The sequence below is a fragment of the Iodidimonas gelatinilytica genome, from assembly GCF_008579125.1.
Lineage (GTDB): Bacteria > Pseudomonadota > Alphaproteobacteria > Sphingomonadales > Rhodothalassiaceae > Iodidimonas > Iodidimonas muriae.
On sequence record NZ_BKCL01000013.1, the window covers coordinates 1 to 21,683 of the forward strand.

Annotated in this window: 20 protein-coding genes and 3 pseudogenes; 4 read left to right on the top strand and 19 right to left on the bottom strand. The window is 56.7% G+C overall.

Annotated features, from left to right (window positions below; all coding sequences use genetic code 11):
- Positions 1-53 precede the first annotated feature (53 nt).
- On the bottom strand, positions 54-422 hold the full coding sequence (locus JCM17844_RS12515) for an energy transducer TonB (RefSeq protein WP_150001259.1): 369 nt from the start codon (positions 420-422) through the stop codon (positions 54-56).
- A 330-nt stretch (positions 423-752) separates the two neighbouring features.
- On the opposite strand from JCM17844_RS12515, the gene JCM17844_RS12520 reads away from it, so the two are divergent.
- Positions 753-1,493: a DUF2927 domain-containing protein gene (locus JCM17844_RS12520; RefSeq protein WP_150001260.1), complete on the top strand. Its 741-nt coding sequence runs from the start codon at positions 753-755 to the stop codon at positions 1,491-1,493.
- Here the strand turns inward: JCM17844_RS12520 and JCM17844_RS12525 are convergent, their stop codons facing one another.
- A complete protein-coding gene (locus tag JCM17844_RS12525; protein ID WP_210431957.1) occupies positions 1,494-1,964 on the bottom strand; it encodes a GNAT family N-acetyltransferase in 471 nt (156 codons plus the stop codon). It abuts the gene before it with no gap.
- 11 nt (positions 1,965-1,975) lie between these two features.
- Positions 1,976-2,956 carry a zinc transporter ZntB gene (locus JCM17844_RS12530; protein WP_210431958.1) on the bottom strand — a complete coding sequence of 327 codons (981 nt, stop codon included), beginning with the start codon at positions 2,954-2,956 and terminating at the stop codon, positions 1,976-1,978.
- Between the two features lie 75 nt (positions 2,957-3,031).
- On the opposite strand from JCM17844_RS12530, the gene JCM17844_RS12535 reads away from it, so the two are divergent.
- Positions 3,032-3,772, top strand: a complete 741-nt coding sequence (locus tag JCM17844_RS12535; protein WP_150001317.1) for a TerC family protein — start codon at positions 3,032-3,034, stop codon at positions 3,770-3,772.
- Positions 3,773-3,784: 12 nt separating this feature from the next.
- Here the strand turns inward: JCM17844_RS12535 and thiD are convergent.
- From thiD to JCM17844_RS17415, 16 genes and pseudogenes are all read right to left on the bottom strand, one after another.
- Positions 3,785-4,584, bottom strand: a pseudogene (gene thiD, locus JCM17844_RS17405) (bifunctional hydroxymethylpyrimidine kinase/phosphomethylpyrimidine kinase).
- Position 4,585: 1 nt separating this feature from the next.
- A pseudogene (gene glmM, locus JCM17844_RS17410) lies at positions 4,586-5,949 on the bottom strand (phosphoglucosamine mutase).
- 28 nt (positions 5,950-5,977) lie between these two features.
- Positions 5,978-7,114, bottom strand: a complete 1,137-nt coding sequence (folP, locus tag JCM17844_RS12550) for a dihydropteroate synthase (protein ID WP_150001263.1) — start codon at positions 7,112-7,114, stop codon at positions 5,978-5,980.
- 46 nt (positions 7,115-7,160) lie between these two features.
- A complete protein-coding gene (ftsH, locus tag JCM17844_RS12555; RefSeq protein ID WP_150001264.1) occupies positions 7,161-9,083 on the bottom strand; it encodes an ATP-dependent zinc metalloprotease FtsH in 1,923 nt (640 codons plus the stop codon).
- 191 nt (positions 9,084-9,274) lie between these two features.
- Positions 9,275-10,600, bottom strand: coding sequence for a tRNA lysidine(34) synthetase TilS (gene tilS / locus JCM17844_RS12560; RefSeq protein WP_150001265.1), 1,326 nt, complete (start codon positions 10,598-10,600; stop codon positions 9,275-9,277).
- 11 nt (positions 10,601-10,611) lie between these two features.
- On the bottom strand, positions 10,612-11,574 hold the full coding sequence (gene ybgF, locus JCM17844_RS12565; RefSeq protein ID WP_150001266.1) for a tol-pal system protein YbgF: 963 nt from the start codon (positions 11,572-11,574) through the stop codon (positions 10,612-10,614).
- Between the two features lie 158 nt (positions 11,575-11,732).
- Entirely contained in the window at positions 11,733-12,296 is a 564-nt protein-coding gene (gene pal / locus JCM17844_RS12570; protein WP_150001267.1) for a peptidoglycan-associated lipoprotein Pal, read from the bottom strand.
- A 186-nt stretch (positions 12,297-12,482) separates the two neighbouring features.
- Entirely contained in the window at positions 12,483-13,832 is a 1,350-nt protein-coding gene (tolB, locus tag JCM17844_RS12575) for a Tol-Pal system beta propeller repeat protein TolB (protein ID WP_150001318.1), read from the bottom strand.
- A gap of 60 nt (positions 13,833-13,892) precedes the next feature.
- Entirely contained in the window at positions 13,893-14,750 is an 858-nt protein-coding gene (tolA, locus tag JCM17844_RS12580) for a cell envelope integrity protein TolA (RefSeq protein WP_150001268.1), read from the bottom strand.
- Between the two features lie 96 nt (positions 14,751-14,846).
- Positions 14,847-15,290 (bottom strand): protein TolR, encoded by a 444-nt coding sequence (gene tolR, locus JCM17844_RS12585; protein WP_150001319.1) that lies wholly within the window; start codon positions 15,288-15,290, stop codon positions 14,847-14,849.
- A complete protein-coding gene (gene tolQ / locus JCM17844_RS12590) occupies positions 15,290-15,949 on the bottom strand; it encodes a protein TolQ (RefSeq protein ID WP_150001269.1) in 660 nt (219 codons plus the stop codon). The genes tolR and tolQ overlap by 1 nt, the downstream gene beginning before the upstream one ends.
- A gap of 83 nt (positions 15,950-16,032) precedes the next feature.
- Positions 16,033-16,536, bottom strand: a complete 504-nt coding sequence (locus JCM17844_RS12595; RefSeq protein WP_150001270.1) for a YbgC/FadM family acyl-CoA thioesterase — start codon at positions 16,534-16,536, stop codon at positions 16,033-16,035.
- Positions 16,533-17,570, bottom strand: coding sequence for a Holliday junction branch migration DNA helicase RuvB (ruvB, locus tag JCM17844_RS12600; RefSeq protein ID WP_150001271.1), 1,038 nt, complete (start codon positions 17,568-17,570; stop codon positions 16,533-16,535). The genes JCM17844_RS12595 and ruvB overlap by 4 nt, the downstream gene beginning before the upstream one ends.
- A complete protein-coding gene (gene ruvA / locus JCM17844_RS12605) occupies positions 17,567-18,217 on the bottom strand; it encodes a Holliday junction branch migration protein RuvA (RefSeq protein WP_150001272.1) in 651 nt (216 codons plus the stop codon). Before ruvA ends, ruvB begins: the two co-directional genes overlap by 4 nt.
- Positions 18,214-18,780 (bottom strand): crossover junction endodeoxyribonuclease RuvC, encoded by a 567-nt coding sequence (ruvC, locus tag JCM17844_RS12610; RefSeq protein ID WP_150001273.1) that lies wholly within the window; start codon positions 18,778-18,780, stop codon positions 18,214-18,216. The genes ruvA and ruvC overlap by 4 nt, the downstream gene beginning before the upstream one ends.
- 57 nt (positions 18,781-18,837) lie before the next feature.
- Positions 18,838-19,586: pseudogene (locus tag JCM17844_RS17415) on the bottom strand (YebC/PmpR family DNA-binding transcriptional regulator).
- Between the two features lie 895 nt (positions 19,587-20,481).
- On the opposite strand from JCM17844_RS17415, the gene JCM17844_RS12620 reads away from it, so the two are divergent.
- Both JCM17844_RS12620 and JCM17844_RS12625 read left to right on the top strand, forming a co-directional pair.
- Positions 20,482-21,273 (top strand): hypothetical protein, encoded by a 792-nt coding sequence (locus JCM17844_RS12620; RefSeq protein WP_150001274.1) that lies wholly within the window; start codon positions 20,482-20,484, stop codon positions 21,271-21,273.
- The gene (locus JCM17844_RS12625) at positions 21,270-21,668 is read left to right on the top strand and encodes a hypothetical protein (protein ID WP_150001275.1); all 399 of its coding nucleotides are present in this window, start codon (positions 21,270-21,272) and stop codon (positions 21,666-21,668) included. The genes JCM17844_RS12620 and JCM17844_RS12625 overlap by 4 nt, the downstream gene beginning before the upstream one ends.
- The last annotated feature ends 15 nt before the right edge of the window (positions 21,669-21,683 follow it).

Sequence of the window (21,683 nt, forward strand, 5' to 3'; positions counted from 1 at the left end):
AGACGGCACGAATTGTGCCGCCTGTTTCTTTTTAGCCAAAAAGCGCGCTTGGCTTATTGTAACGCCCAGCTTAAAGGCAAAATGAACGTCAAATATTCATCACCCATATCGCTTGGCGGCTTAGGGAGGGGATTCACCCGTTCCATCAGGCGTTCAACTTCATTGTCCAGAACGCGGACCCCGGTGGCTTGCACCACTTCATAAGATTTGATGGCCCCGGTGCGGTCCACGGTCATTTTCACCTTGGCCGTCCCTTCCATCTGACGCATCAAAGCGGATCGCGGATATACCTGCTTATCGGCAATGGTGCGGGCAACGGCCATTTGCCAATCAGAGGCCCCGGCAGCAAAGCTGTCTTTCGGCGTTGCAGCAATCGCAACCGCGACCAGTAGGCTGGCCGCCATCATAATACGAGCGAACATGTCAATGCTTTCTTATAGAGGGGAAATTGCGTGATGCGGCAGGGTTTTGTTTCCGTAGCAACACGCCCCTCCATTAAGGCCAAGGTTGTAAATTCTTCCTTAGCAAAAATGGTTAATTTTTATTTTTTCGCATCTGCAGCATAGACGGACGAGGCGGTCTGTAGACACGGCCTATTTCCACATCGGTAAATATAAATTCTAAGGGAGCGCCCTTTTCCCAGTCACACAAAATGTGATGGAAATGTGTGCAGGCTGCAATCTTATGCTCAGCTTTTATTAATGTTGTCTCAATATGGTTAACACATCGCTTTTCACAAGGATGCGTTTGCCATGCCTCTTTCCGTCCGCGCCATCTCTGCCTGTATCAGCCTTGCGATAATGCTCCACAGCCCCACTGTCAGGGCGAATATGATGGAGGTGTCCCCCAATCAGCTTTTCCGGCAATTCGATGATGTGGTGTTCGGGCATGAGCATGGCATGAAAAACAACACCATCCGGCGGTGGGGAGCGCCGCTTGAGGTGGCTATTTTCGCGTCACCCGCTCTGGATACGCCACCGCCTCTTGGCCGCATCCAATCGGTGCTCACAGAAATTTCCCGGATCACCGGCATCGATGTGGCTCGTGTCGACGACACCAAACAAGCCACTTTGCGGCTCGGATATTTCCCGCGCCGGGATTTTGCCGCCCTGCCCGCAGCCGATAAAACGGACCCTCGTTATCATGATTTTATCAACACAAGCGCTTGTCTGGGGGTTTCCAGCAGCGAAAGCGATCGCATCAAGGGCGGTGTTATCATGATCGGCAGCGATATTTCCCCGGCGCTGCAAGATCATTGTCTGATGGAAGAGCTGGTGCAGATCATGGGCCTGCCCAATGATGCCTGCAACTATCAGCCATCGCTGTTTTGCGAGGCCGACCATGTGACGGAATTGACCGAGGCCGACAAGGTCTTGCTGGCTATGCTCTATGATCCCCGCCTTCAAAGCGGGATGGAGCGTGCCGATGCCTTGACTCATGTGCGGAAAATGATCCTGGAGCGGGTCACAGATGCCGACCCCATGACAGAATGATCATAATGGCTTTTCAAAATACCGGATATCCTCCAAAGGATTGTCGTTATAAGCCGCGCAAGGGCTGAATCCCATCCGGTCATAAAGCGCATTGGCGGCCTTCAGCCGTGCCAAAGTGTCCAGCTTCATCATCCGGTAGCCGCGCATGGACGCTTCGGCTTCCAGCGCCCGGCACAAGGCTTCGGCCACCCCTGTCTCGCGTGCCGAAGGCCGCACATAAAGCCGTTTCATTTCGCACACACCGTCGCCCAGTTCTGAAAGCGGCTTCAGGGCCACAACGCCCACGGGCAAGCCATCGCTTTCCGCCAGCAAGATCACCCCAGAAGGCTCCCGATAAAGGCCGGGGAGATCCGCCAATTCCGCTTCAACCCCCTGAAAAGACAAATCCACGCCCAATTCGCGCAAATAAGCGGAAAAAAGCTGGCGGGCCGTTGCCATATCGGTCACGCCCACGGCGCGCCTGATGTCCATATCCAAGGCGTTCAAATCCATTTCAAAAACCGGAAAATCAACAGTTCCACAAAGATCAGCACCACCATTCCAAGGCAGAAATATAAAAATGCAACGGGGCTTTCCACCCCCGGCATACCGCCAATATTCACCCCGAACAGGCCGGTTAAAAAGCTGATGGGCAAGAACACGCCGGTGATGATTGTCAGAAGATAGACAATGCGGTTCATGCGGTCGGACAATTGCGAATAAAGTTCATCTTGCAAAACAAAGGCCCGCTCGCGGATCACATCCAGATCCTCCACATAACGGGTCACCCGGTCCACCTGTTCCAGCAGATGCTCCCGGTCTTCGCTTTCCAGCCATGGGGGCCGCGCCGTTGCCAATTCCGACAAAGCCTCGCGCTGGCTGGAAATATAGCGCCGCAAGGAAATGGCACGCCTGCGTACCGCCCCCAATTCCTTGCGCAAACCCACCCCCGGCTCATCCACCAGCCGCTCTTCCAAATCTCCCAATTCATCTTCCAGACTATCAAGGGCCGGCTCCATGCGTTCGGTCAGCCCGGCAGCAAGCATGGCAACAAATTGCCCAACGGTTTTTGGCCCCGTCCCTTGTTCGATCTTATCACGGATATTGGCAATGGCGGCGATCTTGTGCAGCCGCGCAGAGATGATGCAATGGGGCGTGATCCACAAACGAATCGCCACCATATTTGCAGGATCCTGGGAAGGATTGAGATTGACGCCGCGCAAGTTCAGCAAAACGCCATCGCTAAAGGCGGTGCAGCGTGGCCGCGTATCTTCCGCCAACAGCGCCCGAATGGCCATGGCATCAAGCCCCGATCCGGTTTTCAACCAATTTTGTGCGCGCGCATTGGTGCGATTCACATGAATCCATGTAAGCGGACCGGTCTCATCCTCTATCGAACGATCAAGCGCCTCCCACCCCAATGCCGCGCCACCGCCAAGACCATCCAGCGCATAGGCACAAATCAGACCGTCGTCTTCCCCCATAGGACATTCCTTTTCATTGCCCACATCCTGCCTTAAACAGAATAGCGAAAATCTCATGAAGGGACAGCGTCCATGATCCTCGATTATCTCGCCACCCCGGAAATTTGGGCCAGTTTTCTCACACTGTCTCTTCTCGAAATCGTTTTGGGCATCGACAATCTGGTGTTTTTGTCGGTCATCACCGAAAAGCTGCCTCCCGATCAGGCAAAGAAAGCCCGGCGTATCGGGCTTGCCGGTGCGCTTATCATGCGCATTGCCTTGCTTTTGATGCTGTCATGGATCATTGGCCTGACCGCCCCCATTCTGACCATTTATGATTTTGTCTTTTCCTGGCGCGATCTGATCCTTGGCGCAGGCGGGCTGTTCCTATTGTATAAAGGCACCAGAGAAATCCACGCAGAAGTGGAAGGCGAAGAAGAACACGGCCCCGAAAAAGTGGCGCTTGGCATGGCCGCCGCCATCATGCAGATCATGATATTGGATGCGGTGTTTTCGCTCGATTCCGTAATCACCGCCGTGGGCATGACAGCAGAACTGCCGGTGATGGTCGCCGCCGTGGTCTTTGCCATTCTGGTCATGCTGTTTGCCGCCGAACCCGTGGCGGCGTTCATCAGCCGCCATCCCACCACGAAAATGCTGGCCTTGAGCTTTTTGCTCCTGGTCGGCGTGGCCTTGGTGGCCGATGGCATGCACTTCCATATCCCGCGCGGCTATCTCTATTTTGCCATCGCCTTTTCCTTGTTGGTGGAAGGGCTGAATTTGGCCGCCATGCGCCGCCGGGCCCGCCTGCGCGCCGAAAGGAAAAATCAGTCTTGATCCCTTTTAGATTTAATCCAGAGGATGGCCGTGATTGAGCGGCCCATGGCCCTTGCCAAAGCCCGGTGCTGTGGCAATGGCCTTATGCACATAAGCATGGGCGCGGCGCACCGCGTCTTTTATATCCATGCCTTGCGCCAAGCCGGTGGCAATGGCACTGGCAAGGGTGCAGCCGGTGCCGTGGGTATGGCGGCTTTCGATACGGGATGCGGAAAACTGCGTCACCGTTTCTTCCTGCACCAAAAGATCCACCAGACCCGCCCCGTCCAGATGGCCGCCTTTGGCCAAAACCGCCATTTTATGGGGAAGCAATTCCGCACATAATGTCCGGGCCGCCTTTTCCATCATCCTGTGGTTTCAACAGGCAGACCGGTAAGGGCCGCAAGTTCCGGGGCATTGGGGGTAACAAGATAGGCAAGGGGCAACAAATGCTGCTTGAGACACGCCACGGCATCCGGTGCCAAAAGCGACGCCCCTCCCTTCGCCACCATCACAGGATCCAGAACAAGGGGGATCTGGCACGCCTCCTCACGCAAGACCTCCGCCACCGCCATGATGGTTTCCACATCGCCCATCATGCCCGTTTTGATCGCATCGGCCCCAATATCCCGCAGCACCACGCGGATCTGATCGGCAATCATATGGGGGGAAATGGCCTGCACACCGTGCACGCCCAGCGTATCTTGTACCGTAATGGCGGTGATGGCGCTGGCCGCATAGCCGCCCAGCATGGTGACGGTTTTTATATCCGCCTGAACACCGGCACCGCCGCCGGAATCCGAACCCGCAATGATCAGCACCCGGCCCCGCATATCAGGCTGCCGCCTCAACCACCTGGCAGATATCGTGCACCACATGCGCCACAAGGTCCGCATCATCGCCTTCGGCCATCACCCGTACCAAAGGTTCCGTACCGGATTTGCGAATCACCAAACGCCCGTGATTGCCCAGCCGCATTTTTCCTTGTTCGATGGCTGCTTGGATGCGGTCATGCTCCAAGGGATTTTCAACGCTAAAGCGCACACTTTTCAAAAGCTGCGGGACTTTTTCAAAACAGCGGGTCACGTGGCTCGCCGCATTGCCCGATGTCACAATACAGGCCAGAATCTGCAAGGCGGCGATCAAACCATCGCCCGTAGTGGAATAATCAGACATAACGATATGCCCTGATTGCTCGCCACCAAGATTAAAACCGTGGCTCCGCATATGTTCCACAACATATCGGTCCCCCACATCGGTGCGCGCCAAACTTAGGCCGCGCCCTGCCAAGAAACGTTCCAGCCCCAGATTGGACATGCTGGTGGCCACCAACCCGCCGCCTTTCAACAAGCCGCGTGTATGCCAATTATCGGCGATCAGGCCATCAATTGATCGCCATCAACAATCCGCCCCGTTTCATCGGCCAAAATCAGCCGGTCTGCATCGCCATCAAGGGCAATGCCCAGATCCGCACCATGCTCCACCACCGCTTTTGCCATGCGTTCCGGCGCTGTAGAGCCGCAGCCATCATTGATATTGAAACCATCGGGGTCCACGCCGATGCGCACCACATCCGCTCCCAATTCCCACAGCACAGTGGGGGCAACCTTATAAGCGGCCCCATTGGCGCAATCGATCACCACTTTTACACCATCCAGCGTCAATCCTGCGGGCACGGTGGCCTTGGCAAATTCGATATAGCGACCTTCCGCATCGGCAAGACGGCTGGCACGGCCCAGATCGGACGGCGCAACAAGCCCTTCATCCAGACCATTATCCATCAGCCGCTCGATATCGATTTCCACGATGTCCGACAATTTATAGCCATCAGGGCCAAACAGCTTGATGCCATTATCATGATGCGGATTATGCGAGGCGGAGATCATCACCCCCAGATCAGCGCGTAAAGACCGGGTAAGCATGGCAACGGCGGGGGTCGGCATGGGCCCCACCATGATGGCATCCATACCGGTGGCGGTGAACCCTGCTGTCAGGGCTGGCTCCAGCATATAGCCCGAAAGCCGGGTATCCTTGCCGATCACCACCCGATGGCGATGGTCGCCGCGCCGGAAAATGCGCCCAGCGGCCATGCCCACACGCATAGCAATATCCGCAGTCATGGGGGCGGTATTGACAGTTCCCCGAATCCCGTCCGTTCCGAAATATTTCCGTGACATGCAGCCCTCGACACTTTCAATTCTTTTACGGGTGGTGGACCCAATGGTCTCAATGCCCCGCATCTATCCCTTGTTCCATCACCGCGCTGGCTGCCAAGCCTTGAAGAACGCGCACAGCCTGTACGGTTTCGTGCACATCATGCACCCGCAGGATCTGCACGCCAAGTCCAAGCCCGGCAAGGCCCGCAGCCAAAGACCCGCCCAAGCGGTCGCTGGCCGGTTCTTCCGCAGACAACGCCCCGATGAACCGTTTTCTCGATACGCCCAAAAGCTGCGGCACCCCAAGGCTGTGCAAGGCCCCCAAGCCATTGATCACATCCAGATTGTGCCGCACGGTCTTGCCAAAGCCGATACCGGGATCGACCATCAACCGTTCCCGCACCAGCCCCGCCGCTTCACATGCGGCAATACGGTGCAAAAGCCAGATATATATTTCAGCCAGCACATGATCATAGACCGGCGCATCCTGCATGGTTTGGGGCGTGCCCTTGGCATGCATCAAGATCACCGGCGCATCGCTGGCCGCGGCCACAGCCAAGGCCCTATCGTCATAGGTCAGGGCCGATATGTCATTGATGATATGCGCTCCGGCTTCCAAAGCCGCTTCCATCACCGATGCCTTGCGGGTATCCACCGAAAGCACCGCGCCACTTTTCGCCAGACCTTCGATCACCGGCACAATGCGCTGGCGCTCTTCTTCTTCCCAAACGGACTTGGCACCGGGCCGTGTGCTTTCACCGCCGATATCCAGAATATCCGCCCCGGCATCGATCAGCGCCTGACCATGTGCAAGAGCTGCATCCACATCGGAAAACCGCCCACCATCGGAAAAGCTATCGGGTGTGACATTCACGATGCCCATCACCATGGGGCGGCCAAAGCCCAAAGGCATCGCGCGGCCCGGTATGGTCATGGGCGGGCGAGGCGCTGTCAACGCCGTCAACCGGCTATCAAATTTTTCCAAAAGCGCCGGATTAAGATCAGCCCGCCACTCTGCAAGCTGCCGAACAGACAGCTGTTCCATTGCCACCGGTGCATCGCCATCAAGAAGCGTCACAAGAAGGCGGGAAAACCCGTAAGGCCCCCCCGCCAAAGGCAGGAACGGGGCACCGGCAACAAGCGCCGGCGCCACAGGTTTGAGAAGAAATTCGCTGTCTTGACACGCCGAGGCGTCTTTAATCCGCATGGGTCACTTTTGTCCCGGCGCCATTCCCGTCAGCATGGACTTACAGTCAGCCTTGGGGCTGAGGCTCGATATCGGGCCCTTGTCCAAAGCCCGGACGTCCCGCTTTGGGCACAGTGCCCGCAGCCGGTGCCTTGGGTGCAGGCGGCTCTTCATCCGCAGAGGGGCGGTCAATAGGTTCACCGCGCAACAGCCCTTTGATCTCGTCACCAGACAAGGTTTCATATTCCAACAACGCATTGGCGATTTTGTGCAAATCATCCAAATGATCGGTCAGGATGGTTCTGGCCCGCTCATGGGCATCATCCACAAAGCGCCGCACTTCCCGATCAATTTCCTGCGCCGTGGCTTCCGAAATATTCTGCTGGCGCGCCACCGAATGGCCCAGGAAGACCTCTTCTTCATTTTCGGAATAAAGCAACGGCCCCAACTTGTCGGACAGACCATATTTGGTCACCATCGCCCGCGCCAAACGCGTGGCCATCTGGATATCGCCCGAAGCGCCAGAGGTGACGGCATCATGACCGAAAATCAGTTCTTCTGCCGCACGTCCACCCATGGCAATGGCCAGATTTTCATGCATCTTCTGCCGTGACTGGCTGTATTCATCCCGCTCAGGAAGGCGCATGACCATCCCCAGTGCCCGACCACGAGGAATGATGGTGGCCTTATGCACTGGATCCGATACCGGACAATGCAGCGCCACCAAAGCATGGCCGCCTTCATGATAAGCGGTAAGCTTTTTCTCGTCGTCGGTCATCACCATGGAGCGCCGTTCGGCCCCCATCATCACCTTATCCTTGGCTTCTTCCAGTTCCTGCATCGAAACCAGACGCTTGCCCTTACGCGCGGCCAAAAGCGCCGCTTCATTCACCAAATTGGCAAGGTCGGCCCCGGAAAAGCCTGGCGTACCGCGCGCAATCACCCGAGCCTTCACATCAGGAGCGATGGGAACCTTGCGCATATGCACAGTCAGGATTTTCTCACGGCCCAGAACATCGGGATTGGGCACCACCACCTGACGGTCGAAGCGGCCCGGACGCAGCAAAGCCGGATCCAGCACATCGGGGCGATTTGTGGCCGCCACCAGAATGATGCCTTCATTGGCTTCGAACCCGTCCATTTCCACCAGAAGCTGGTTCAAGGTCTGTTCGCGCTCGTCATTGCCGCCGCCAAGGCCGGCCCCACGATGGCGACCCACAGCGTCGATCTCGTCGATGAAGATGATGCAGGGCGCGTTTTTCTTCGCTTGCTCGAACATATCGCGCACGCGACTGGCGCCCACACCCACAAACATTTCAACAAAATCCGAACCGGAAATGGTGAAGAACGGCACATTGGCCTCACCTGCAATGGCACGGGCCAGCAGGGTTTTCCCGGTACCGGGAGGGCCAACGAGCAACGCCCCTTTGGGAATCCGCCCGCCAAGCCGCTGGAATTTTTGCGGATCACGCAAAAACTCGACAATTTCTTCCAATTCTTCCTTGGCTTCGTCGATACCGGCCACATCCTCAAAGGTCACGCGGCCAGTTTTTTCCGTAAGCAACCGCGCCCGCGATTTGCCAAAGCCCATGGCCCCGCCGCGTCCGCCCGATTGCATTTGGCGCATGAAGAAAATCCATACAGCAATCAGCAAAAGCATGGGGAACCACGCCAACAACGTGCCCAGAACCGCATTGGAGTCTTCTTCCTTTGCGGTAAAACGCACCCCGTTTTGCTTCAAAGTGGGAATCAGCGTGGCATCATCGGGCATATAAGTGGAAAACCGCCCGCCATCCCGCGATTCGCCGCTGATGGTCTGGCCCTGAATGGTAACAGACTGCACCTGTCCCTGCTCTACCCGCGACAAAAAGTCGGAATACGCCAATTGCGGTGCACCGGTGCTCGCTGGCCCCTGAAACAGATTAAAAACAGCCACCAATACAATGATGATAACAAGCCACAAAAGCGCATTGCGGGCAAAATTGCTCACGCCAGTTCCTTCCATTCGCCGCACGCAGGCCGAAAACATAAACTGCGCGCACAGATAACAGCCTTATTAAACCACTCTTCAACGCCTGTTGCTAGAGTGTGAACCCATAAATTGCAGCTTAGGGTCAGCTTCTAGCAAATAAGCACTCGCCTCCCATCTACAAGGACAATTCTCCATAGAAGGGGCCAGCCTTACTCTTGTTCAACATCCGGCATGGCCCCGAACACCGATTGACGCGCCATAAGTTCGGTGGAAAATCCTGCTTCAGACCCCCGCCATCCCAAGAAAGGCACCGACACCACCCGCCCATCGCTCCACAAGGCGGGCAGGCTTAAACGCACGGGATAGGGCAACGCTTTATCAATGCCTTGGCATTCTTTGCATAAATACCGCCACCCCGCATCCCCCAAGGCCCCCACCATAGCGGGTTTTTGGTCCGCGTCTAAAAACGCTCTGATTCGGCCATCCCAAAACACCGTCTCGCCCGGCTTTATCGGAAGAGGCGCCGCGCAAGAGGCTTCTTCGCGGCAGATAATCACCTGCTCCCCATCTTGCAAGAAAACCCGGCAGCCGCGCAATGTTGCCCCTTTGAAACCGGTTGCGCCCATCTCTGCCAACAAGGCTTCAAGGCCAGTGAGCCGGGGCGGATAGATCGCGCCCCCCACAAACATCAACAATCTGGACAGCAGCCGCAATTGAATTTCCAATGGTGCCGTCTGGAAGCCGGTCCGTTGAACAGTCACATATCCTTGGGCTGAAAAGACAACACAACGCGCCATCAAACCTTGCGCATAATGGTCCAGCGCCTCTCCCGCCCGGCGCATGTGCTGTGCCGTTTGCGCCAAACGCCGGGCCGTCAATCCGGACAAGGGCGGATTGGCCAGCAATGCCCGTGTGTGGCTGCGATCATAAGACACATCCCGGTTCGAGGGATCTTCAATCCATTCTTGGGAAAAGGCTTTGCAGGTGGCAATAAGCCGCGCCTTGGGCAACGACAAGAGCGGACGATAACGACGCAAAGGACGCCCATTCTGCACAGGCATATCTGTCAGGGCCGGGGCGACTGCCGCCATCCCGCCAAGCCCCCACACACCGGACCCGCGGGCCAAACGCAACAAAAGCGTTTCCGCCTGATCATTCTGGTGATGGGCCAGCAACAGGGCATGAATGCCGCGCTCCCGACACCGCTTCTCCAACAACCGATACCGCGCCGCGCGAGCCGCTGCCTGCAGATCGCTTGCGGGTTTCGGGCCGTCCCAGTGCAGGCGATCATGGGGAATCCCCAAAGGCTTCAGCCAAGCCCCGACCCGATCCAGTTCCAAAGAGGCTTCCGGACGCAAGCCGTGATCCACACTCAGCGCCACCACTGCCCCCCAGCGGGCCGCCAAGCGCACAAGAGCCATGCTATCCGCCCCGCCTGACACAGCAACCGCCACCGGGCCGTTTTCAGGCCCCAGCCCCAGCCCCGCCATCAGATGAGCGAAGGTCTGATCGGAAACAGGCGCATTATCGACCATGCGCCCGCCTTTTAGTTACAAGACAGCCGCGCACGCTCTGCCGCCATCCTTTGCTTGATGCGGCTTTCCGCCTCTGGATATTTCTGATCCAATTCATCAAAGGCTGCACAGGCATCGGACGGTTGCCCCAAAGCCGCCAGTGTCATTCCCAGCTTCAAAAGGCTGTCCGCTGCCTTGGCGCCATCGCCATAATCCTGATAGCCGGTGAGAAATGCCTGGGCGGCGCGGGGATAATCCTGGCGCACATAATAGCTTTCCCCCAGCCAATATTGGGCATTGCCCGCCAAAGGATGATCACGATGATCGGCCAAGAACTTGCGAAAAGCCGTTTCGGCCTGAGGGAACTGGCCGCGGCGTAGCAGATCATAAGCCCGCTGATATTGCTCGTCGGGGCTTAAAATATCGCCGCTGGTTGAGGCAACCGTGTCGGGCGAGCTTGTGGGATTGGCAAGCAAAGCCTGCGCGTCTTCCGGTGTGGGGGTTTTGACCAACCCCGCGGGTGCCGGTTGCCCCGCCCCCATATCCCCACGGCTGCCAGATGCAGTCCCGGCAATAGCCGCACCGGAAACGCCGCGCCCTTCCAGCATTTGCAACCGTAAGGCCGTGTCTTTTTCAAAACGGGAAAGCTGGTCAGCCATTTGGCGATTCTCGAATTTCAGCTCTTCGATTTTTCCGGTCAGCGCGCCCAACTGGCTTTCAAGCGCATCGACCCGCAAGGACAAATCTGCCAGCAAACCGCGACCACCGGCCGTGGCCGGCATTTGGTTGACCGCGCCCGATGATGCAGAATCAATAGCACGATCCTGTTGCGGAAATGCCGTGTCATCACCATTGAAAACCCGGCGCTGTACCGCCCGCAATTGCTTTTCAAGCGTTTCGATCTTGTCGTTGATTTCGGCCCGGGTCTGCGCGAAAGACGGGGTCGCTTGGAAAATAAGGCTTAAAAAGACAAGAAAAACCAATTGCCTGTACATAGAAACTCCCTTGATCCCGCATCAGCACGCCCCTGCATGGGGCGGAACGCTGAAACGCCCCGCACTCCCCCAGCCAACCATAAAGGTTTGGCAAAAGAGAGGCACGGAGCGCTTCGGAGAAGAAACCGGCCTTTCAAGAAAGCCAGCGCCGGCGCAAATTACGCGCCAGCACGATCAATTTTCAAGACAGCACGGCGGTTTTGACGCCACACGCTTTCACCCGACCCCAAAACAGCAGGACGCTCTTTGCCATAGCTGATGGTCGACAGGCGATCCGGAGAAATTCCGAGTGCCACCAAATAATTCTTGGCAGCCGTGGCACGGCGTTCACCCAGCGCCAGATTGTATTCGCGGGTGCCGCGTTCATCGGCATGGCCTTCCACAACAGCCTTTACAGACCGATGGTTTTGCATCCATTCCGCCTGACGTTGCAGCGTTTGGCGCGCTGCAGGGTTCAATTCAGAACTGTCAAAAGAAAAGAACACCCGGTCACCGGCATAATTTTCCAGTGCCGATTGCGTTGCGTCACCGAATGGATCGGTAATTTGTTCCTGCTCCACCTCGGCAGAAGGTACGGCCTGAGGCTCTGTCTGTTCACTGACAACTGGTGCAGCCGTGGCGGTGGCCTCTTCGTCAGCCGGGTTTGTGCTCGCACAAGCGGCGAGAAGGAAGGCGGCCGCGGCAACAGTCAGTGCCTGCAGACCAAATCGTTTGGCGATCATTTTTCCGTCGTCTCCATGAATTTGAAGCTGAGGCCCGAGCTTGTTTGGGTTGTGGGACACGGGCAGCCCTTCGACCCGCGCACATCGATCCCTATGATCTTTTGCAACCCTACTTATATCCATCCCCCATCTGACATTCAAGACTGCTAATTAGTCGAAATTACAGCAATTTTTGACAGACTGCTCTTATTTTTCCAAAATTGGCGACCACGCAGGGTCCGAGGCATCCAAGGGCGTGGGGACCAAACGTTCATTATAGCCCGTCAAATCCACAGATCGCAATGTGGTTTGGCCGCTTTCCGGCGACAAGCGGAAAAACATCAAAACACGGCCATTGGGCGACCATGTGGGGCCTTCATCCTGATAGCTGTCGGTCAAAACCCGCTCGCCGGAGCCGTCGGGCTTCATCACGCCAATGCGAAATTTCGAATCACCGATCTTGGTAAAAGCAATCAGATCCCCGCGTGGCGACCAGACCGGCGTTGCATACCGCCCGCCCCCGAAAGAAATCCGCTCTACATTGGAACCATCGGCACGCATCACATACAATTGCTGACTGCCCCCCCGGTTGGAATTGAACACCACATGACGCCCGTCGGGAGAATAGGACGGCGAGGTATCAATACCGGGATGGCTGGTCAGACGGCGAACCCGGCGCGTGCGCAGGTCCATTTCATAAATATCGGAATTACCGTTTTCCGCCAAAGACATGATCACGCGGTCCCCGTCAGGGGAAAAGCGCGGCGCAAAGGTCATATTGGGGAAATCGCCCAGAACCTCGTGCTTGCCGGTATCCAGATTATAAAGATAGACTCGCGGCTTATCGTTATAATAGGCAAGATAGGTGATTTCCTGCCGGTTGGGCGAAAAGCGCGGCGTCAAAACCAGATCGTCGCCATTGGTCAAAAACAGATGATTGTGGCCATCCTGATCCATGATGGCGAGCCTTTTGCGCCGATTGATGCGGCTCCCACTTTCAGCGATATACACCACGCGGCTATCGAAATAGCCGTCTTCTCCGGTCAGGCGTTCATAAATAGAATCCGCGATTTTATGGGCGATGCGCCGCCAGTCACCGGGCTGGGCCGTATAGCGCAGGCCCGTCAATTGCGCTTCGCTCAGCACATCCCAAAGACGAAACTCTGCCACCATCAGGCCATCGCTACGCATATCCACCTGGCCCGTCACCAAAGCTTGCGAGGCAATGGCCCGCCAATTGGCAAAGCGCGGGCGAATATCTGCTGATTGCGGTTGGGAAATAAAGGCCGAACGATCAAGGGGACGGAACAGCCCGGACCGCAGCAGATCGGCTGAAACCACCGAAGCAATCTGCCCGCCAATCGCCTCTAAGCTTCCGTCTTTGGTTTGTACCGGACGCACCGGAATGAAATCGGGAATGGCAATGGGCAAAGGCTCCACATTCCCGCGGGAAACATCCACCTGCAAAACAGCCCATGCCCGGTTGGCGGGGCTTAATATAGCCAAAAAGGCCAAGGCCAGAAAAACCGCACTGCTCCAGCGTTGGAAGGTCGACATCACCACGCTTTTTCACTCCTGTTTTCGCCCCACGGCCACAAAGGGGACGCACATTATCGTTTAACCGCCCAGCATGTCTGCCGCATCAAACGTAAAGTCAATTTCACGCCATTTGTCATATTGCGCCAATGGCAAGCTGTCATAAGGCTCGCATTTCTGGACCGCCCGCCGCGCACTTTCAGCAAAAATGCGATAAAATTCATTGCCCGGCTTGGAAAGATCCCCCGCATCGATGAACTGCGGCGGCCGCAACAATTTGCCGTCCTGACGCAGCTGGATGCGAATACGCACACGCATATTGGCCACATCTTTGCCACCGCTGGGCAAATACCAACATTCTTGCACCCTTTGACGAATCGCCGCTTGCAAAGTGGCCGTGGCAATCCGGTCCGCAAAAGCCGAAGGCTGAGGCGTTTCAGTATCTTTCTCTTCGGTTTTTTCCACAGGATCCGGCACAGACTGCGGGCGCTCTTCCTTGATGGAACGATCGATCAATGCCGCCACCTTGCTGGAATCGAAACGCGAAGGCGGGCGCGGCTTGGTGCGCGGGGCCACAGTCAATCTCGGCTTTACGGGCTCCGGTTTCGCTTCCGGCGCAGGGTCCGGCTTTTTCTCGGGCGGTGCGGGCTTGTCCTCGGGAAGCGGCACGTCCAATTCAGCCATATCGATCTGTTGCGGTTCATCGCGGGCATACAGATCCTCCGGTTCGGGATCCGGTTGCGGTTCCGGCTCGGATTGCGGCTCGTTACTGCGGGTTACATCAGAGATTTCCACAAATGATACCGGCACAATATCGGGCATGTCCGGCTCGGGGCGCGACAAATGCGGCAAGCCAAAATATCCCACAGCCAACAGCCCCAAATGCACCGCAGCAGACAGCGCCAATCCCTCACGGTAGAACCGTTTTACATCGCTCATATCAAATGACCGTACGCCGAAGAAGGCATCATTTGTATAAAGTCAGGAAATATGGGTCTGCAAATGCACAACATCGGCGGTCCGTCTCTCCTGCACTTATTGGGGGCGGTCGGCAACCAGCGCCACTTTTGTAAATCCAGCCCCGTTAATGGCCGACATCACCTGCATGATACGCCCATAATCCAACCCCCGGTCCCCGCGCACATAGATACGGGTTTCCGTTCGATCACGAGTTTCCGCAATGGCGGCAAGGCGCGGCACCAATTCCTCATATCCGATTTCAGTGTCTTCGATGAATATGGCACCAGTTTGATCAACAGAAATGGTCAGCGGTGTATTGTCCTGTTGCAGCTTTTGCGCATCCGCACGGGGCAGGTCCACCGGCACCCCGACCTGCAACAAGGGGGCGGTCACCATGAATACGATCAGCAAAACCAGCATCACATCCACAAAGGGCGTCACATTGATTTCCGCCAAAGGCTTATATTGAGCCACACCCCGGCGATCCCGCCCGCGCAGCTGTATCTGCATCCCCGCCATCATGCGCTCCTGTCATCAAGCTGCCGCGACAAAATCGCTGCGAACTCATCGGAGAAGCCTTCCAGACGGCCAGCAAAACGCGACAAATCGCTGGCATGTTTATTATAGGCCACCACCGCCGGAATCGCCGCCACCAACCCAAGGGCCGTGGCCAAAAGAGCCTCGGCAATCCCCGGAGCCACCACCGCAAGGCTGGTATTGGATGTGAGTGCGATGGATTGAAAGCTGTTCATGATGCCCCACACCGTGCCAAACAGCCCCACAAAAGGAGCCGCCGAGCCAAGCGTGGCCAAAAATCCGACCTGACCTTCCAAGCGCTCCATTTCGCGCGAAACGGCGATACGCATCACTTTATTCACCCGGTCTTCAATGCTCAGGCGTTCTGCAAAGCCCCGACCCGTGCCCTTCAAAGACCGTTGCCATTCACGCATGGCGGCCACGAAAACCATTGCCATGGGATGGCTTATACGGTTTTTCAGCCCATCATATAATTCTTCGGGAGACGCACCGGACCAAAAGCGATCTTCAAACGCATCGGCGGCGCGGTTGACCTTGCGCACCCGCAGCCATGTGGAAAAAATGATTGTCCAGCTCCAAAGCGATGCAAGAACAAGCGCCAGCATAACCGTTTGCACCACGATATCCGCCTGGCTGAACATACCCCAGACCGAAAAATCGGAACGCTTCCCGCCAAAATTACTTCATCGACCTGTCCGTCCATCTCACAACCCTTTTCAATCCGTCACTCGACATTGGCACGCGCAAAAAGCCGGGCCTCTGGTGGAACTTCCAGTGCCTTCAAAATCGTCCGCCACGCCAGAGGCAAACGACATGGCCTTCCATTATCATTGACCAAAGCCACACGCAAATCAGCGCGCGCCAGCAAAACCCCGCCCCGTAAAACGGCTTGCTGCACATCCACATAGGCGGCAGCGGTGGCCAGAACGATGCTCTGAATATCAAGAGAATCATCCAGAATGGCGGGCCGGAAATACTCCAGCTCCACCCGGCGCACCGCAAAGCCCATGCGTTCTCCCGCAGGTTGATCGCGCCATGCGGTCACATGGTCAATCCCCACAAGCCGCAGCATTTCACCCCGCGCCCGCTCGAAAAACCGTAAATAATTGGCGTGATAAACGATCCCGCCCGCATCGGTATCTTCATAATAGATACGGATGGGAAGATGATGCCGCCGATCCTTTATCCATCCGGTTTGCGGTCCGTCCGTTCGACCGGTCGCTGTCATATATCTTGTTCCTCATCGGAAAACAGATCCCGCCCACTGGCAGATGGCGCGACAAGGCCCAGATGGCTATAGGCGGCGGGGGTAAGCAGCCGCCCGCGCGGTGTGCGCTGCACCAATCCGCGCTGGATCAAATACGGCTCGATAATATCTTCAATGGCATCCCGTGGTTCCGACAGGGCAGCCGCCAATGTTTCCACACCCACAGGCCCCCCCATATAGGTTTCCCCGATACAGCGCAAATAGCGGTGATCCATCGCATCCAATCCAAAGCCATCCACCTCCAAACGGGTGAGAGCGGCATCGGCGGCCAGCTTATCCACCACATCCTTGCCTGCCACAGCGGCAAAATCGCGCACCCGGCGCAGCAGCCGCCCGGCAATACGCGGCGTTCCTCTGGATCGGGCGGCAATTTCGCGCGCCCCATCTTCGGTCAACCGCAATCCCAAAATCCGCGCGCCCCGGCTCACCACCTTCACCAGATCGGCCACATCGTAAAAATCCAACCGTGTCGGAATACCGAACCGGTCGCGTAAAGGATTGGTCAGCAGGCCCAGCCTGGTGGTGGCCCCCACCAGCGTAAAGGGAGGCAGATCGATTTTCACCGACCGCGCCGCCGGGCCTTCGCCAATAATCAGATCCAGCTGAAAATCTTCCATAGCCGGATATAAAATCTCTTCCACGGCAGGATTAAGGCGGTGGATTTCATCAATAAACAAAACATCATGGGCTTCCAGATTGGTCAAAAGCGCCGCCAGATCCCCCGCCTTGGCGATCACCGGCCCCGATGTGGACCGAAAGCCCACGCCCAATTCCCGAGAAACAATCTGCGCCAAGGTTGTTTTGCCAAGGCCGGGCGGCCCGAACAACAACACATGATCCAGCGCTTCCTGACGCGACCGGGCGGCTTCAATGAACACCCGCAAATTGTTTCTGGCCTGTGCCTGCCCGATGAAATCATCCAGCTTTTGCGGCCGCAATCCGCTTTCGCCGGCATCCTCTTCCCCTTCCACCGGAGCCACCATCCGCTCGCTCATCGGCCCAGCTCCCGCAGGCCGGCGCGGATCAATATTTGTAAGGACGGCGCGTCATCTTGCTGCCGGGCGACGGTGGAAATAGCGGAAAAGGCTTCGGTGCGGCCATAGCCCAAATTCACCAACGCACTTACCGCATCATTAAGCAGTTCCGACCGTGCATCGCTGTCATCGGGCGCCGCCTTCGCACCAGCCGCCTTCGACGGTGCGGAGGGTGAAGCCGGAGCCGCGCTTGCCGACACAGCAAAGCCCGCCACTTTATCTTTCAATTCGGTCACGATCCGCTGGGCAAGGCGAGGCCCCACACCCTGGGCGCGGGCCACCGCCCCCTTATCCCCTGCCGCAATGGCCTGCGCCAAAGCATCCGGTGCCAAAACGGAAAGAATCGCCAGCCCCACCTTGGCGCCCACTCCGGACACCGAGGTCAAAAGCCGGAACATGTCTCGCTCAGCCACGGTGGGAAAGCCATAAAGATGGATATGATCTTCGCGCACATGGGTTTCGATGATCAGGGAAATCGCCCCGCCATTGGCCGGTAAATTCCCCAAAGTGCGCCCGGATGCAAACACCAGATAGCCCACGCCGGACACATCAATGATCAACCAATCCGTGCCCGAAGAATCCAGCAGGCCCTTTAATTTGGCAATCATGAACGTCTCCCGATCCGCTGTCCGGCCCACCGCTTGCCGCCAGCATGGCTTTGGGCGGCGACCGAACTTTCAACAGCTTTTATTTGGGCCAACCGCCCGGCGCGGTTATGGGCATGGCAGATGGCCACCGCCAGCGCATCGGCGGCATCGGCTCCATGAATGGCAACACCCGGCAGCAAAACGTTCACCATGGCATGGATCTGCTCTTTTGCCGCATGCCCTGCCCCCACAACCGATTTCTTGATGTGATTGGGGGAATATTCCGCCACGAGCAACCCCTTCAAGGCTGGCACCAGCAAGGCCACGCCACGCGCCTGCCCCAGCTTCAAGGTGGAGGTGGGGTTTTTATTGACGAAGGTTTCTTCAACAGCAGCGTCTGATGGCTGATACTGTTCCACAACCGCCATCAGACCATCATGTATTTCCACCAACCGCGCCGATAAAGGGAGCGATGCGGTGGAACGCACGGTGCCATTGGCCACATGGCGCAAATGCAGCCCATCGCTTTCAATAATGCCCCAGCCGGTTGCCTGAAGTCCCGGATCCAATCCCAAAAGCCGCATAACGCTCCCTTTATGAAAATTTCGGGAAAAGGATCAGGCAAAGACGCATCCCAAAGATCAAGCCGCTTCCAGCTTGGCCATCACCTCGTCGGGAATGTCGTAATTACCGTACACTTCCTGGACATCATCATTATCGTCCAGCGCATCGAGCAGTTTCAAAAGCTTTTGCGCATCCTCTTCCGAAACGGAAATCAGATCCTTGGCTTTCCATGCCAGCTTGGCACTTTCCGGCTCGCCAAACGTGCTTTCAAGCTGCTTTGCCACCGTATGCAGGTCTTCCAAGGAAGTGATGATTTCGTGGGTTTCATCATCGCTTTCCACATTTTCCGCACCAGCTTCTACCGCTGCTTCAAAAATGCTGTCCGCATCGCCCACATCCACCTTGTAGATAATCATACCCACATGATCGAACATGAAATTGGCCGAGCCGGTTTCGCCCATATTTCCGCCGTTCTTGGAAAAAGTGGCGCGAATATCGGATGCCGACCGGTTTTTATTGTCGGTCAAAACCTCAACGATCAGGCCGTGCCACCGGGCGCGAATCCTTCATAACGCAGCTCGTCATAATTTTCCGCGTCGCCACCTTGTGACGAAGCAATGGCCCTTTCGATACGGTCTTTCGGCATGGATTGCGATTTTGCTGCCAGAATCGCCGTTCTAAGCCGTGGATTCATATCCGGATCGGGCAAGCCCATTTTGGCTGCCACCGTGATTTCACGCCCCAGCTTTGCGAAGATTTTCGCACGCTTGGCGTCTTGTGCACCTTTACGATGCATGATGTTTTTAAACTTGGAATGTCCTGCCATGATCACCTCTCGCGGGTTTGCGCGATTTTCCAATGGCCGCCTAAGCGACCCATTCCGTTGTTTTCTATACCAATCACAGAATCCGGCAAGACCCGGCGAACGTCCAGAACAAGAACAAAACAAGATCATAGCCCACAAATCAAGCCATCATCGCTTTTTCTTTTATAAGTGCGCCCTCGATTTTTGCTTTCGCACCGCCTGTGCGTCTCAAATTTCTTCACATATCAATTTCACGAATATGTTATGGTAAATATATCAGGAACAGAAATTGGAAGAGAATCATGCACCGTCCCTTCGCAGCGACGCTGTGCGCAGCCTTGGCGGGCGTTGTTATTTTCAGTGCCCCGCCTTCCATGCCTTTGGATGACCAACCGGCGGATCTGCGCGCCCAAAGGCTGGCAGATTATCTTGATCCATCCAAAGCGGCGCGACTGGCCTGCAAAGGATCGCGTAAAAACGCACTGGCTGCCCTGTTCCGGGCGGGAACGGCCCATGCGGAAAATCCCGAACATGCAGAAGCCGGAATGCCCCCGATGCTGTTTGAAGGGCTTGGCGATCACAGCGTCCCCATCAGCACAAATCATGCCGGCGCCCAGGCCCTTTTCGATCAGGGTCTGAAATTTGCCTATGCCTTCAACCATGAACAGGCGGCGCGGTCGTTCCGCGCAGCACAGATGCTGGACCCCACATGCGCCATGTGCTTTTGGGGCGAAGCGCTGGTTCTTGGCCCCAATATCAACGCCCCCATGGGAGAAGATGCACGGGTGCCCGCCCTGAAAGCGCTGGCCATGGCGAAAGCCAATATCGGGAACGCCCTTCCCTTGGAAAAGGCCCTGATCGAAGCGTTGAACCACCGCTATAGCACCGACCTGTCCACAGAACGGGCAGACGCGACATGGCCTATGCCACCGCCATGCAAGATCTTGCCGATCGCTATCCCCGATCGGATCTGGCACAAGCCCTGGCTGCGGAAGCCATTATGGACACCCAGCCCTGGACCTATTGGGAGCCGGATGGTCAAACGCCCATGGGCAAGGCCGGCAAGGCCATAACGCGCATTGAAACCATTTTGGCGCGCAGCCCCAATCATGCAGGGGCCATCCATCTCTATATTCATTTGGTAGAGGCATCCGCCAAGCCGGAAATTGCCGAACCCTATGCCGACAGGCTGGCCGCCTTGATGCCTTCTGCGGGCCATATCGCCCATATGCCATCACATCTTTATTTTCGGCTGGGCAAATACAAGCAATCCCTAAGCACCAATATCAAGGCGATCGCCGCCGATGAGGCCTATTTCGATCAAGTGGGCCGCGAAGGCATTTATGGTTATGGCTATTATCCGCATAATGTTCATTTCCTGCTGATGTCTGCCCAAATGGCAGGGGATGCGGTCACAGCCCTTGAAGCCGCAAAAAAGCTGGAAAGCCTGATCCCTGTGGAAGCCGCTTTGGCCGCACCGGCCTTCATGCAGCCCATCATGGCCGCGCCCCTTTATGCCCGCGCCCAGTTTCTCTCGCCCGACAAGCTGCGGGCCATCCCCAAGCCCGATGCCCGCATGCCCTTTGTTCTGGCTATCTGGCATTATAGCAAGGCATGGCCGCCGCCCTTGATGGCGATGAAAACAGCACTAAAACTGCCGTTTCTGCCCTGCGCCAAACCGCCCGGAGCGACCAAATCGGCCCCTTGACCGAGAATAATGTGCCCGCCGATACGATTTTGGGCATCGCCGCCCATATTCTGGAAGGGCGCTTGGCGCTTACCCAGAAAAAGAGCATGGCCGCCGCAGCGCATTTCAAGGCCGCCGCCGAACTGCAAGACAGCCTGCCTTATATGGAACCACCTTTTTGGTATTATCCCGCACGGCAATCGCTGGGCGCAGCCCTTATGGCAGCAGGCAAGGCCGATGAAGCGGTGGTGGCCCTCAACCAAAGCCTGTTGAGCGCCCCCAACAATGCCTATGCGTTGTTTATGCTCAGAAAAGCAGAAACCGCGCGCGGCAATGAAGCGGCAGCAAAAGCGGCCCAAAAAGCCTATGAAGCGGCATGGGCAGGGAAAGGAACACCGCCCGAAGGCCGCATCTGACCGCCCGCCCCGAAA

Bases quoted from the DNA above. Each gene is read 5' to 3' on its own strand.
- JCM17844_RS12515 (WP_150001259.1), bottom strand. From the start codon at position 422: ATGTTCGCTCGTATTATGATGGCGGCCAGCCTACTGGTCGCGGTTGCG.
- JCM17844_RS12520 (WP_150001260.1), top strand. From the start codon at position 753: ATGCCTCTTTCCGTCCGCGCCATCTCTGCCTGTATCAGCCTTGCGATA.
- JCM17844_RS12525 (WP_210431957.1), bottom strand. From the start codon at position 1,964: ATGGACATCAGGCGCGCCGTGGGCGTGACCGATATGGCAACGGCCCGC.
- JCM17844_RS12530 (WP_210431958.1), bottom strand. From the start codon at position 2,956: ATGGGGGAAGACGACGGTCTGATTTGTGCCTATGCGCTGGATGGTCTT.
- folP (WP_150001263.1), bottom strand. From the start codon at position 7,114: ATGCGGATTAAAGACGCCTCGGCGTGTCAAGACAGCGAATTTCTTCTC.
- tilS (WP_150001265.1), bottom strand. From the start codon at position 10,600: ATGGTCGATAATGCGCCTGTTTCCGATCAGACCTTCGCTCATCTGATG.
- ybgF (WP_150001266.1), bottom strand. From the start codon at position 11,574: ATGTACAGGCAATTGGTTTTTCTTGTCTTTTTAAGCCTTATTTTCCAA.
- pal (WP_150001267.1), bottom strand. From the start codon at position 12,296: ATGATCGCCAAACGATTTGGTCTGCAGGCACTGACTGTTGCCGCGGCC.
- tolB (WP_150001318.1), bottom strand. From the start codon at position 13,832: ATGTCGACCTTCCAACGCTGGAGCAGTGCGGTTTTTCTGGCCTTGGCC.
- tolA (WP_150001268.1), bottom strand. From the start codon at position 14,750: ATGAGCGATGTAAAACGGTTCTACCGTGAGGGATTGGCGCTGTCTGCT.
- tolR (WP_150001319.1), bottom strand. From the start codon at position 15,290: ATGGCGGGGATGCAGATACAGCTGCGCGGGCGGGATCGCCGGGGTGTG.
- tolQ (WP_150001269.1), bottom strand. From the start codon at position 15,949: ATGTTCAGCCAGGCGGATATCGTGGTGCAAACGGTTATGCTGGCGCTT.
- JCM17844_RS12595 (WP_150001270.1), bottom strand. From the start codon at position 16,536: ATGACAGCGACCGGTCGAACGGACGGACCGCAAACCGGATGGATAAAG.
- ruvB (WP_150001271.1), bottom strand. From the start codon at position 17,570: ATGAGCGAGCGGATGGTGGCTCCGGTGGAAGGGGAAGAGGATGCCGGC.
- ruvA (WP_150001272.1), bottom strand. From the start codon at position 18,217: ATGATTGCCAAATTAAAGGGCCTGCTGGATTCTTCGGGCACGGATTGG.
- ruvC (WP_150001273.1), bottom strand. From the start codon at position 18,780: ATGCGGCTTTTGGGATTGGATCCGGGACTTCAGGCAACCGGCTGGGGC.
- JCM17844_RS12620 (WP_150001274.1), top strand. From the start codon at position 20,482: ATGGCCTATGCCACCGCCATGCAAGATCTTGCCGATCGCTATCCCCGA.